This is a genomic window from Kitasatospora sp. NPDC003701 (assembly GCF_053587085.1).
This window is the reverse complement of sequence record NZ_JBSFNM010000034.1, coordinates 38,730-51,235: the sequence shown is the minus strand read 5'-3', so window position 1 is coordinate 51,235 and position 12,506 is coordinate 38,730. Positions and strand designations below refer to the sequence as shown.

Annotated in this window: 10 protein-coding genes; 2 read left to right on the top strand and 8 right to left on the bottom strand. The window is 70.5% G+C overall.

What is annotated here, in order from left to right; all coding sequences use genetic code 11:
• Nucleotides 1-80 precede the first annotated feature (80 nt).
• Nucleotides 81-950: a sterol desaturase family protein gene (locus ACWDRR_RS27495; RefSeq protein ID WP_449774910.1), complete on the bottom strand. Its 870-nt coding sequence runs from the start codon at nucleotides 948-950 to the stop codon at nucleotides 81-83.
• 302 nt (nucleotides 951-1,252) lie between these two features.
• Nucleotides 1,253-2,044 (bottom strand): thioesterase II family protein, encoded by a 792-nt coding sequence (locus ACWDRR_RS27490; protein WP_449774909.1) that lies wholly within the window; start codon nucleotides 2,042-2,044, stop codon nucleotides 1,253-1,255.
• A gap of 910 nt (nucleotides 2,045-2,954) precedes the next feature.
• Here ACWDRR_RS27490 and ACWDRR_RS27485 point away from each other — a divergent pair.
• Entirely contained in the window at nucleotides 2,955-3,854 is a 900-nt protein-coding gene (locus ACWDRR_RS27485; protein WP_449774958.1) for a DUF5655 domain-containing protein, read from the top strand.
• A 165-nt stretch (nucleotides 3,855-4,019) separates the two neighbouring features.
• On the opposite strand, the gene ACWDRR_RS27480 is transcribed toward ACWDRR_RS27485, so the two are convergent.
• The 6 genes from ACWDRR_RS27480 to ACWDRR_RS27455 form a co-directional block, all read right to left on the bottom strand.
• Nucleotides 4,020-5,051, bottom strand: coding sequence for a hypothetical protein (locus ACWDRR_RS27480; RefSeq protein ID WP_449774908.1), 1,032 nt, complete (start codon nucleotides 5,049-5,051; stop codon nucleotides 4,020-4,022).
• Entirely contained in the window at nucleotides 5,048-7,210 is a 2,163-nt protein-coding gene (locus ACWDRR_RS27475) for a DUF317 domain-containing protein (RefSeq protein WP_449774907.1), read from the bottom strand. The genes ACWDRR_RS27480 and ACWDRR_RS27475 overlap by 4 nt, the downstream gene beginning before the upstream one ends.
• 3 nt (nucleotides 7,211-7,213) lie before the next feature.
• Nucleotides 7,214-7,768: a hypothetical protein gene (locus ACWDRR_RS27470; RefSeq protein WP_449774906.1), complete on the bottom strand. Its 555-nt coding sequence runs from the start codon at nucleotides 7,766-7,768 to the stop codon at nucleotides 7,214-7,216.
• Between the two features lie 266 nt (nucleotides 7,769-8,034).
• On the bottom strand, nucleotides 8,035-8,745 hold the full coding sequence (locus ACWDRR_RS27465; protein WP_449774905.1) for a hypothetical protein: 711 nt from the start codon (nucleotides 8,743-8,745) through the stop codon (nucleotides 8,035-8,037).
• The gene (locus ACWDRR_RS27460) at nucleotides 8,742-9,557 is read right to left on the bottom strand and encodes a DUF317 domain-containing protein (protein ID WP_449774904.1); all 816 of its coding nucleotides are present in this window, start codon (nucleotides 9,555-9,557) and stop codon (nucleotides 8,742-8,744) included. The genes ACWDRR_RS27465 and ACWDRR_RS27460 overlap by 4 nt, the downstream gene beginning before the upstream one ends.
• Nucleotides 9,558-9,624: 67 nt before the next feature.
• Nucleotides 9,625-10,383 carry a DNA-methyltransferase gene (locus ACWDRR_RS27455; RefSeq protein WP_449774957.1) on the bottom strand — a complete coding sequence of 253 codons (759 nt, stop codon included), beginning with the start codon at nucleotides 10,381-10,383 and terminating at the stop codon, nucleotides 9,625-9,627.
• Nucleotides 10,384-11,058: 675 nt separating this feature from the next.
• Between ACWDRR_RS27455 and ACWDRR_RS27450 the strand changes: the two genes are divergently transcribed.
• The gene (locus ACWDRR_RS27450) at nucleotides 11,059-12,198 is read left to right on the top strand and encodes a C40 family peptidase (RefSeq protein WP_449774903.1); all 1,140 of its coding nucleotides are present in this window, start codon (nucleotides 11,059-11,061) and stop codon (nucleotides 12,196-12,198) included.
• Nucleotides 12,199-12,506 lie beyond the last annotated feature (308 nt).

Sequence of the window (12,506 nt, the reverse complement as noted above, 5' to 3'; positions counted from 1 at the left end):
CGAGACGACGGACGGTGCGGACGACAGGAGGAGCGGACAGCGAGGAGGAACGAACGGCTGGACGTCAGGCCTGCGACGGGTCAGGCGGGGGAGTCGTCGACTCGCACCGGTCTTTGCCAAAGCTGGATATGACTGGCGACCACCTCACGCGTCCGCGGGAACTCGGACGGGTGCTGCAACCCCACCGCGACCGGCCGGCGACCCGGCTGCCAGGTGAAACTGCCGAAGGCGTGGTCCCAGATCGAGAGGTCGGACCCGTAGTGCCCGGCCTCCGCCAGATCGACGCTGTGGTGCAAGCGGTGCTGCTCCGGGCCGGCGAAGACGTGGTTGAGCGCACCGATCCGGACATCGACATTGGCGTGCACGAAGTAGCCCTGGGCGACCACGAACAGACCCACCACGAACACCGATTCGGCCGAGAAGCCCGCCAGCGCGAGCGAGAGCTGCACGGCGCCCTGGGTGAGCACCACATCGGCGACGTGGTTGACGCCGTTGTTGGCGACGTTGACCTTGTCGGGCACGTGGTGCACTCCGTGCAGCCGCCAGAGCCGGCGGTTGGTATGACTCCAGCGGTGCATCAGATAGTTGGCCAGCGAGCCCAACAGCAGCGCCGCCGGGATCTCCACCCAGAGCGGCAGCGTCGGATGCGGCGGTGCCGCCCACCCGACAACGGCCGACACCGGCACCTGCGACAGCGCCCCACCGATCATCGTCAGCACGAAGTAGACGCCGTACCAGCCCCACTCGCCACCACTCGGTCGCCATTCAGGTTCATACGGGATCAACCATTCGACAACCGTCAGATAGCCGATCGTTCCGATCAGGAAGAACTGGCTCACCCGACCGAGATCCCAGCGCCAGCGCAGGGCCGCCGTCGCTATCGACACGAGCGTGACCAGCAGGAACGGGTAGGCGACGTGACGCAGCACCGAGCGCAACTGCTCACCCATGGCCACCTCCTCCGCGATCCACCATCGAACGATCACCGAAAGCATTCGTGCTGATACTAACGGTGCACGGAAGGGGATGCGAGGCATTTTTGAAAGGAATCACAAGCGCCAGAATTGGTCGGATAATAGGTAGGCAAACGATTTCCACCGCCGCCCCCACCGGGTTCCGAACGACGCTTTCTCATAGTCGGATCAAAGGACCGACATATGTCATTTATGCATGACCGGCGACGAACGGCCGTCCACCCGTCCACCCGCCCGCCGTCGAACGGGCGAACGGGCGAACGGGCGCGCAGGCCGGGCTAACCGAGCCGCGCCGGCGGATTCCGACCGGCGACGAACGCACTGATCGCCGAGTTCACCGACAGCGAGTGGTCGGTGAGGAAGAAGTGCCCGCCCGAGAAGGTCCGCACCGAACAGCCGCCGGTGGTGTGCTCGGCCCAGGCCTCCGCCTCCGCCGCGGTGACCTGCGGATCCGCGTCCCCGGTCAGCACCAGGACGGGCTGCCCGACGCGATCCCGGCCGGGCCGGCTGCGATACGTCTCGGCGGCCTTGTAGTCGCTGCGGACCGACGGCAGCACCATCTCCAGGATCTCCGGATCCCGCAGCATCAGCGGATCCGTCCAGCTCAACCGCTCCAGATCCCGGATCAACGCCCGGTCGTCCGACCGGTGCACGTCCTGCGCCGGGTCACGCGGCCGCGACGGCGCCCGCCGCCCGGAGACCACCACCCCCCGCAACGCGATCCCGGCCCGCTCCGCCCGGACCGCCACCTCGAACGCCACCGACGCCCCGAGACCGTGCCCGAACAGCGTGAACGGCCGGTCGGCCCACGGCAGCAGCTCCTGCACCACCTGGTCCGCGAGCTCGTGGACATCCTCGACACACGGCTCGCCGGCCCGGTCCTGCCGACCGGGGTACTGCACCGCGAGCACGTCCACCGACGTGGGCATCGCCCGCGCCACCGGCAGGAAGTACCCGGCCGAACCCCCCGCGTGCGGGAAGCAGACCAGCTGTGCCGGCGCGGCGGGCGCCGGCTGGAACCGCCGGATCCAGAGACTGCTCCGCTCCGGCGCCGCTGCGTACCGTGGCATTCCCATCCCCTCACCCTCCCCCAGGGCCACCCGCGACGGCCCACCTGGCTGCCATTCAAGCCCCGCCGCCGCACCGCGACCAGATGCCCACCCCCCTCATGCGCCCCGCCCGCCACCCCCATGACACCCCGTCACCCCGCGCCCGCCCGCTCCCGGAGAACGCAGAAGGCCCGGTCGGATCGATCCGACCGGGCCTCCCCCCACAGAGCCGCCCATGGGCGTCGAACCCACGACCTGCGCATCACGAGCCCGGAAGTGATCACGCCGGCCACCGCCGGCATCGACCGCTCGGTGATGAACCCACAGGTCAGGGCAGGCCGAGGTGATCCACGATCTCGCCGGAACCGCCACGGGGTGCGCCGTCCGCCCACGCGTCGCCCACGCGCGGAACAGCGGGTCACGACCGCGCGGACGCCCACGATGCGGGGCCGCCCGCGCGCGACGGCGGCACCGGCGGCAGGAAAGGCAAAAGCCCCAGGTCACGGCGAGTGAGTCCTGGGGCTTTCACAGAGCCGCCTATGGGATTCGAACCCATGACCTACGCATTACGAGCACATTGGATCATGGGCCGACTAGTCCCAGTCGGCCGGGTTCCGTCCCACTTTTACCTGGTCAGGACACCTGTGCTCGTGACGGTTGGTCCCAGACGGCCCTCCTGGTCCCAAACGGCTATGGATACTCCCGGGCAAGTTGCGGGCAAGTTGCTCCGGAGGAATCCCGTGCCCTCTAGCTTAGCCGAGGCGCTCTGGCGTCACCACCGAGAGTGAACGTGACCGCAGCTTGCCCGACGCCGGGACGCTCTCGCTGCCCTGTGATGTGTGCAACATTCACTAGACAGCTCACCCTTCGTGCAGTAGGTTGGCCCGCTTGCGGATCATGGGCCGCTGAATGAGGGGGATTTTTGCTGCAGGTGTTCCGGGTAACGGGCGGGGCTGTTCATCGGATCGTGGGCGGGGCGGCGGAGCTGGAACGCCACCTGCAGGTGCTGGTCGAGACCAACATGCCGGAGATGCTGGGGATGCGATTCCTGGCGCACGAATACTCGACCGGGCCGCTGCACCGGGGCCGGATCGACACGCTCGCTCTGGACGAGGACGGGTCTCCGGTCGTCGTGGAGTACAAGCGGACCGGCAGTGCCAGCGTCCTGTCGCAGGGACTGTTCTATCTCGCCTGGCTGGTGGAGCATCGCGCGGAGTTCGAGACGCTGGTGGCGGAGCGCCTGGGCGAGAAGGTGGCGCAGACCGTCGACTGGACCAACCCGCGGGTCGTCTGCGTTGCCACCGAGTTCACTCGGTACGACACCGTGGCGGCCGGCATGTCGCACCACCGGATCGACCTCCTGGCGTACCAGCAGTATGCGCAGGACCTGGTGACTCTGGAGTTGGTGACGTCGGTCGCCGGGGGGTGTGGCCCCCGGGCCGTGCGCACCGGTTCGTCGACCCGTACGGAGGGCGCGGGCCGAAAGGGTGTCCGGCAGTCGCTGGATTCGGCCTCGGCTGACCTGCGCAGCTTGTTCTCCGAGCTGGAGGAGCGGCTGCTGGACCTGGGCGACGGCACGCGCGTCGAGTTGCAGCACTACCTGGCGTTCCGTCGCCGCCGGAACTTCGCGTGCGTCCGCGTGACCCGTGAGGCCCTGGTCGCGGTCCTGAACGTCGACCCGTCCACCGTCAGCCTTGCCCCGGGGTTCACCAGGGACCTGCGCGGCGTCGGGCACCTGGGCACCGGTGACCTGGAGGTGAGGATCGCCTCGGCGGCCGAGCTGGACAGAGCCGAGTCGCTCTTTGCGGCGTCCTTCGCCGCGGCGGCCTGACGTACGAAGGCGGGCCGGACAACACATGTTGTCCGGCCCGCCTTCGCGTAGGCAGGATCTTGTGGTGCTCGGCTCAGGGGTACTGCGCCGGGGGCGCGCACTGGCGGTGGTCGCCGCGGGAGTGCTGGGGAGCGCCGAGGGTGGAGTCCGCCGGCGACTTCCGGATCAGCGGGTGAGGCGGGTCGGTGCGGCCGATGTGGTCTGGCGGGCGGCGGCGATGACGGTGACCGTGCTCGGGCGGGCTGGCGTAGCCCGGGCGGCGCTGGCCCGCGACGCCGTGCCGTTCCCGCTGGCAGCTGCGGCTGATGGGTCGCTTGCTCGCAGTTCTTCGGCGGTGTCGACGAACCGGCGCCAGGCGTAGTCGGTCCGGTCGGCCGCCCAGCCGGATGCCCGGGCGGTCAGCGCGGGGGCAAGCGCCGCGACCTCGCCGGCGGGGGCGGCGCCCCAGGCCAACAGCGACCCGTCGCTGGACCACAGGTCGAGGTACCACTCGCCGCCGAGGGGGAACGCCTTGACGTGGGCCTGGTCGGGCTCCGGTTGGTAGTGCCACAGGGTGCGGTGGAGCGACTGCCATCCGGGGCCGACGAACTCTGGAGCGGCGGCCTCCTCGTGGGGGCGCTCGCCGCGCTCAGCGACGGTGAACAGGTCGCGCAGCGACCCGTCGTTGAGCGCGGCCGTGACCAGGCGGAGTACGTCAGTGGCGTCCAGTCCTTCCCGGCCGTCGAGGACGCCGACGACGTTGCGCAGCTTGCGCAGGGTGTAGCGGGCGTCGCCGGGGTCGATCAGCTTGTCGGGTGGCTCCTCGTCGGCGAGTTGGTGCTTGACCCGGGAGGCGACCGAGCGCAGGCCCTCCATCTGCCGTGGGCCCGGGCGATCGGGCAACTGCGATGCCCGGTAGGCGAGTTCCGCGTACGGGCGCATGTGCTGGCGAACGAGGTGCTGCGCGTAGCGGTCGGCGCCGTCGCGGAAGCTGGTGACCGCGGCCGTGCGGACGGCATCGTCGTGGCCGCGCAGCGAGGTGAGCACGGTCATGTACCGGTCGCGCGTGTCGATCTGCTCGCGCAGGACGCTCTCGTACGCCTCGTTCAGCAGGTCCAGGTCGCTCAGCTCGGCGGTCTGGTGGTCGCCGTAGCGCTCGGCATTGGCGCGCAGGTCGGCGACTCGGTCAGCGGCGGGCCTTCCCCAGGTGCCGGTCATGGCGTTCGCCGGCGGGGCGCGGGCAGCGGTGTGCGGGGCGGGTCGGTGGGCTGAGGTCCGGCGGTCGTGGCCGCCTTGCCGTCGAGGGGTCGTCGGCGGGCGGCGGCTGCCCGGTTTCCCTGTGTAGGGGTGGTCTGCCACTCCAGCGGGACGATGTCCATGTACACCCGGTGCTCGTGCGGGATCTGCCGGGCGAGCCGGGCCACGGGTTCGGTGCTGGCGAGCGCGGCGGCGACGGCAGTCAGCAGCGAACGGGGCGCTCGGTCGGCCATCTCGATGTACCAGCCCTGGCCTCCGGGCTGGAGGTCGCCTCCGCTGACCCGCCAGTGGGGATTCGCGCCGTCGGCGAGTGCCGCGGTGCTGGTGGTCCGGCCGATCGAGGCCATCTCGCCGCCGGGTGCGGTCCAGACGATGTGACCAGGCACGCTGTCCATGAACCAGTCGGCTTCGGCTAGGGGCTCAAGGCCGCCGGACAGTGCGGGATAGCGCAGGTCAGCCGGTGCGGTGGCCTGGGCGGTGGCGAGCGCCGCGTGCACCGCGGTGGTGATCTCAACGGGAGTTCGCTCGTCGGCGGTGAAGTGCCACAGCTGGTCGCCGGTCGACCGGTCCGTGTAGACCGTGCTCCAGCTCGCACTACCCGCCTCGTAGAGTTCGGTGGTGCGGATCTGTCCGCAGGGGCTCGTGTACATGTCGTTGAACGGGGTCTCGGTGTGGGCCCACCCGGCGGCTAGCAGCGGGTGGGCAGGGGTGCTAGCCGCGGTGTGGCCGGGCCCGGCCAGGTACGCGGGAGCAGCGGCGACGAGCGCCGGGGGCCGAGGCATGCCCAGTGCGAAGAAGTCGCCCGCCGAGTCGTAGGCGGCGGCGAACCGGCGGCAGATCTCGTCGTAGGCGGGTTGTGCGACGTGGTCCGGGTGCTGGTCCCAGTGCCGCTGCGGAGTGTCCTCGTCGGCCCGGCTGGCGATCGGCTCCCCGTAGCACCCCTCCAAGATGCCGGACGGGTCGTCGGTAGTGGCGATCATGTGGGCAGCGATCGTGCCGGCCGCGGCGTAGAGGTCTTCGTTGGTGAAGCGCAGGTCCGCGATTGGCACGGTCGGCACCCTTCCGCGGGTCTGGTACTGCCACACCTGTCCGGCGGGGGCGTCGTCGAGGCCCAGCAGCTGGTGGCTGTACCGGGCGGAGTCCATGACGAGGTCGAGGGTGAGCATCGCGGCGAGCCGTTGCTGCTCGGGCGGGAGTTCGCCCCATGTCGTGTGCGGGCCCGTACCGGCTTCGGTGCTGGGCAGCGGCTGGTCCGCAAGTTCGGCCAGGACGTCGTTGATCTCCAGGTGTCCGTCTGCGGCGGCCAGCAGGGTGGACAGCGACTTCGCGGCTGCGCGGGTGAGGTCCTCGTCGGTGTAGGCGGCCTTGACCGGCGCGAGGCCGTGCTCGGTCAGGGTGTAGCCGAGGTGGGCGAGCAGGCGCTCGTCCATCCACTCTCCGTCGCGCTGCACTGGGGCCGGGTCGGCCAGGGCGCGGACGAAGGCGTCGGTCACCAGCGCGGGTGTGTCCGCGGTGAAGAGCGCCTGCCAGTACGGGTCGCCGGCTTCTTCGGGGCCGACGTAGACGGCGAGCGCGCAGTTGCCCATGAGGTCGAGGGGGTCGGCATCGCGGCGGAGTTCGACGCGGGCGAGGAGGTCGGGCGACTGGACGCGGCGGATCCCGTGGGGCTCACCGAGGTTTCGCCAGCCTGCGGCGACGAGGGTGTCCAGGAAGGCGTCGCCGTCGAACTTCCCCTCTTGGAGCGCCGGATGGACCTCGCCCGTCCAGTCGGGTCGTCGCAGCGGGAAGTGGAGCGCCCCGGTGACGGCTGCGACGAGTTCTTCCGGGGTGTCCTTGGAGAACCCGGCCATCCACTGGGGTGGGCCGAGCGGTTCTCGGGCGGCGGAGATCCGCCACCAGGCGCCGGGGTCGAGCTGGTTCATGCCGATGCGGAAGCGGTGGTCGGGGCTGCTGACGAAGGTCTGACCGAGGGCGTCGTTGTAGTCGTGTCGCCAGTTGAGGGCGAGGACTGCTCGGGCGATGGGGTCGGTGCGGCTGCCGGTTCCGGCGAGGTAGCGGGGTGAGACGTCGAGGGGTGTGCTCGGGGTGGGCTCGGTGGTGATCGGAAGGGTTCCCTTCATGGGTCAGCGGTGGCGCGCCGCACCCGGCGTCGGCTGGGTGGGTCCGGCGGCCTGGGCGGGCTGGTCTCCGGGGGCGGCGGGTCCGTGCTGGGTGCGAGGGCGTCGGTCGAGGCGGGCTGCGTCGGTGCGGGCGTCACCGGGTCGGCCGGGCTGAGGTAGGGGGGCGAAGGGGTTCCTGGTCCAGGAGTAGGCGTCTTCGATGTCGGCGAAGTGGCCGATCCGGAGCGTGAACGCCTCGGTGTCGGGCTGTCGGTGTCCCACGAAGACCGCCACGGGCCGTGCTGCGTCGGGGGCCTCCCGGTCGGCGGCGATCACCCATGTCACGAACGGGGTGTCGGCTGGGGATGCTGAGTCGTGGACGTCAAAGCGCGTGCCAGCGTGCCGCAGCAGGTCCTCCGCTGCCGCGGTTTCGGCGTCGGCGGCGTTGAACTCGCTGGGCTGTATTCGCTCTCGCAGCTGTTCGGGGTCGGCTCCGCGGGCGATGAGCCACGCCTCGGCCAGTACCGACATGGGCTCGTCGCGAACGGTGACCCGGAACTGCCCCGCGTTCTGGTCCACTTCCAGGTGGACGCCTGCGAAGGACGGCTTGCCCTGCTCTGCCCTCAGATCGTCGTAGACGAGGTGGAAGTGGTCCGACCTTCCCGGCTGTTGAGGGTCGAGCTTCTCGTACCTCGCTATGGAGGTGCAGGGGTCTTCCCAGTCGGCCAGCCGCGAGATGGCGCGCGCGGTGTTCTCGTCAGCGGGTGTCAGCTCGTCGAGGTCCAGGTCGGAGACGATGTCGGTGAAGGGGGCGTGGTACAGCAGGGGCTCCAGGGTCGAAGGGGTCAGCGCGAGGGGCCGCGGTCGCTGGACGGATCGGGACGGTGCAGCCGGGGAGGCACGTGGCTGGGTTGCGGCGCCCCATGCTGCGGTGTTCGGGAGGGATTCAGGCGGGCGGCCTTCGCCCTGGACGCCGGGGCGGGTGTGAGCCGACCGACCGCTTCGTTGGCCAGGCGTCGCAGGTCGGACATGACCTCGGCGACGAAGCCCAGCGAGTCGGCGACCTCGTCTTGGCGGGAGTTCTGGGCGTCGGTGAAGTAGCTGACCGAACGGAGAGCGTCGACGGTGCGCTCCATCACTCCGCCCTCGCCCACCAGGACGTCCAGGGCCCGGGCGGCTTCGGCGGGATCAGGTGCGTGCGCGACGTGGTCGGCGATGTCGTCGATCTCGCCCGCGAGCCTGTCCTTCGTCGCTGAGGGAAGTCGACCGCCGGTCACCGGGACGAACGGCGGCGGCGAGGGACGGACGCCGAGCGCCGGGTCGAGGGAGACCTCGTATCCGGCTGTGGCCAGCAGCACCGCTGCTTCCGTCGCCTGCTCGGCCTGCTCGAAGTCGCTCAGCCCCTCCGGCAGGGAACGGGGCTCCGTGTCGCTGCCGGGTTCCGGGGTGAACCCGCACATCGACAGGAACCGGGCGGCGTGCGCGTCTCCGCCGGTCGCGGTGACGCGTCCGGCAACACAGACGATGGCGACCGAGTTGGTGTCCGGTGCGGTCACAGGCTCCTCCCGGCCTTGCTGCTGCCGGCCGGGGCGTGGGTGGCCGATGAAGGGGCTGCCGCTGCGGGGTTCGCGTGCCGGCCGCGGGCGGCGGCTGCGGCCCGCCGCGGGTGGAGCGGTTCGACGCGGACCTGGGTCCGGTTGGGTGCGGGCACCTGCCCGAGCAGGCGGGTGGCGGCAAGGGGCTCGACGACCTCGTCGAGCGCGGCCGTGATCAGCTCCGTCGGGGTGCCGCGGGTGAACTCGGCCTTCCACCGGGCGTTGTCGTATCCGCGCGGGCCGCCCCACACGGTGACGGCGGCCACCAGGGCGGGGGGCTCGACGCCGAAGACCGGGGTGCGGATGCCACCTGTCCGGTCAGCGCGGTCGAAGCCGTATTCGAAGGGGTCGGGCTTCAGCCACCGCTGGTCCGCCGCCTCCAGGGAGTAGCGGATCGCTTCGTCGCGAGGATGGCGGCCCCACAGGAGGTCGTCGCGGACGTTCGTGGAGAAGGCACCGAGTCCGGCCGTCAGGCGGTGGGCAACCGCCATGACGATCTCCACCGGGGTCTGGGTGCAGAACCGTGCCTGCCAGTCGAGTTGGGCGACCGGGGACTCGTAGGACGCGATGGTCCAGCGCGGGCCGCGCTTAGTCTCGTGGTCGAGTTCGATCGCCGCGGTGAGGCTCTGGTGGACGGCGACCGAGGTCTCGTCGTTGGGCCGGTACAGGTTCCAGGAGCGGCAGTCGTCGAGGAACGTGGTGAAGGCCGCATCGGCGTCCCCGGGCCCGGCGAGGTGGCCCGGCGTGATGGTGACGGCGGTGTCGGGGGTCAAGTGCTCTCCGCGCGGGGGTTGGCCGGGCCGCCGCTGTCAGCGGCGGCCCGGCACACGGTGGGGGCGGTCAGGGGGCGGGTTCGGTGTCGGCCGTGCCCTCGCGGACCTGCCGGGCGGCTTCCGTCAGGCGCTTCTCGGCCACGCCGGCGTAGTGGTCGGTGACCTCGATGCCGACGAAACCTCGGCCTTCAAGCAGCGCGGCCACCCCGGTGGAGCCGCTGCCCATGCAGAAGTCCAGCACCGTGCCGCCCGGCGTGGCGATCTTGACCAGCTCGCGCATCACCGAGACGGGCTTCTGGGTGATGTGCACCCGGCCGGCGCCCTTGGGCTGCGAGGCGGTGTACAGGCCCGGCAGGTAGACCGGATTGGCGTCGGCGTCCATCGCGCCCTTGCTCCCCCACAGCACGAACTCGCAGTGCTGGGTGAACCTTCCGCGCTGCGGACGGGCGGCGGGCTTGTACCAGGCCAGCGCACCGCGCCAGATCCAGCCGCCGGCCTGCAGGGCGTCGGCGGTGGCGCCGAGCTGACGCCAGTCGGTGAAGACCAGGGCCGTGCCGCCATCGCGGGTGGCGCGGTAGGACTCGGCGAGCAGCTGGCTCAGCCAGTAGGTGTAGGAGCGCTGGTCCTTGTTCTCGCCGGGGAAGGACTCCAGCGTGTGGGCGCTGCCGGCGGTGGTGTACTTCTCGCGGGCGCTACGGCCGGTGCGCTCCTTCGCCGTGCGCCCGCCGCTGTTGTACGGCGGGTCGGTGATAACGCAGTCGACGGACTGCGAGGGGACCTCGGCGAGCCGGAGCAGGGCGTCGCCGCGGTGGATCTTGTAGCTCAGGGGTGCTCCTGCAGAACGGGGACAGGGTGTCGTCGCCCTCGGCCGCCAGGGTGGTCGAGGCGGCAGCGCGAAGCAGGGACCGTACGGGTCTGGGGCTTTCGCGGGGCGGAAATGGCACGTTAGGCGCTCTCCGGCCGGAAACCTAAAAAGGGTCGTGCTTTCCACCGGAGCATGATCTTTTTAGGTTTCCGGCCGACCGCCGCCTAACGTCCTCCATGTCGCACGGCGAACCCGGGGCGAGGCAGCCAGATCCCTTTTTAGGTTTCCGGCCGACCGGCTCCTACTGTGTGACAACCCGGCAGGACCGGGCCCCTCCGCGCCAGGTAACGGCACCCATGGCCAGCGGCCGGAGAGGGTCTGGACCCGCCAGCCCACCTGGTCATCGGGCGGACCGCATCCCTGCTTTTTAGGAAAACGGCCGCGCCGGACCTACGGTCGAAAAACCCCGTCAACCGAATTCCGTCACGCCACGGAAAGGGCACCGCCATGTCTTTTCGCAGATTACAAGGGCGGCTGGCTGCCGCTCCCGATCTGTCCCGGCCGCACTGTCGCGGCCGGGACGGTGCCCCTGCTCTCGCCTGAAATGGAGAAGCCCATCCGTTCCCTGAACCCGTGCCCGCCCCGACCCCCGTCCGACTTCCTGGCTGCCGTCGAAGGCGGTCGGCCGGACGTCCGATGAGCTGGCAGAAGGTGGTGTGCGGCTGCGGTGCGTTCATCCTGGGCGTCCCCCTCATGATCGGCTTCCCCGCGGTTGCGGTGATGGCGAACGACGCCGCCTCCAAGGCCAACTGCAGCACCCGCGCCCAGCAGGTGGACGCCGCAGCCGTCGCCGCTCAGGTCCAGCAGATCCTGGCCGGCAAGGCCGGGCCCACCGTTCCGGTGTCCGGCCTCGACCAGCCGACGACCCAGATCCCGAACGCCAAGGTCATCGTGGCCACGGGCATAGCGATGCAGGTCCCGGCCCGCGGCCAGGTCATCGCCCTGGCAACCGCGTTGCAGGAATCCGGTCTCCGGAACCTCGGGTACGGCGACAGGGACTCGTTGGGCTTGTTCCAGCAGCGCCCGAGCCAGGGCTGGGGCACCCCGGCCCAGTTGCAGGATCCCGTCTACGCCAGCACCGCCTTCTACAAGGCGCTGCTGAAGGTGGACGGGTGGCAGCAGCTGCCGCTCACCGAGGCCGCGCAGGCCGTCCAGAAATCCGGCTACCCGGATGCCTACGCCAAGTGGGAGAGCCTGGCCAGCGCACTGCAGCAGGCCATCTTCCAGGCGCTGGGCGGAAGTTCCCTCACTCCGGCGCCGTCGCCTTCGCCCGGCTCGCCGCCGCCGGCCACGACCTCCTGTGGCACGGACGGCTCGGGTATCGACTGGGGGACGATCCCGCCGGGCACCCTGCCCACCGGGTACGTGATCCCGACCGACGCCCCGCAGGCGGTACAGTCCGCGATCCGTTACGCGCTAGGGCAGTTGGGCACCCCGTACCAGTGGGGCGGCTCCTGCACCGCGCCGCACGGCCCCGACCCCATGGCCCGCTGCGACTGCTCCAGCCTGATGCAGCAGTCGTACCACGCTGGCGGCATCACGCTGACCCGCACCACGTACACGCAGGTCAGCGAGGGTACCGCCGTATCGGTCGACGCCCTCAAGCCCGGCGACCTGCTGTTCACCGAACACGGGCCCGAGGGCCCCGGCCACGTCGGCATGTACATCGGGCAGGGCCTCGTCGTGCAGGCGCCGCACACCGGCGACGTGGTCAAGATCTCGACCCTCGAATCCTGGCGGCCCGACATCGTCGCCGCCCGCCGCATCGTCCCCTGACGCCATGTAGGTTCCGGCTGGACCTGTCAGTTTCCGAGCGATTTGTCATCTGCTTGTCGCTGGTGACAGATCGTCTGGATCTTCGCAGGTCGCGCGCTCGGTGGCTCTCTATCGAGAGTAGCCCGCGCCACGTCCGGAGACAGACCATTCGGACAAAGCCAGGTGACAACTCACCTGGACGAGCGAATAGCCGCAGCTCAGCGGCAGCCGACCTGACAACTCCGGTCGGAACCTACACGCCAACTGCGGCTCCTCTTCGCGCAATTCGCGCTCTCTTCCCTCTCGCCCCGCCGCGGCCCGGCCGCGTC

Coding starts and splice junctions, on each gene's coding strand:
- ACWDRR_RS27480 (WP_449774908.1), bottom strand. CDS start 5,051: ATGACCGGCACCTGGGGAAGGCCCGCCGCTGACCGAGTCGCCGACCTG.
- ACWDRR_RS27475 (WP_449774907.1), bottom strand. CDS start 7,210: ATGAAGGGAACCCTTCCGATCACCACCGAGCCCACCCCGAGCACACCC.
- ACWDRR_RS27495 (WP_449774910.1), bottom strand. CDS start 950: ATGGGTGAGCAGTTGCGCTCGGTGCTGCGTCACGTCGCCTACCCGTTC.
- ACWDRR_RS27450 (WP_449774903.1), top strand. CDS start 11,059: ATGAGCTGGCAGAAGGTGGTGTGCGGCTGCGGTGCGTTCATCCTGGGC.
- ACWDRR_RS27490 (WP_449774909.1), bottom strand. CDS start 2,044: ATGCCACGGTACGCAGCGGCGCCGGAGCGGAGCAGTCTCTGGATCCGG.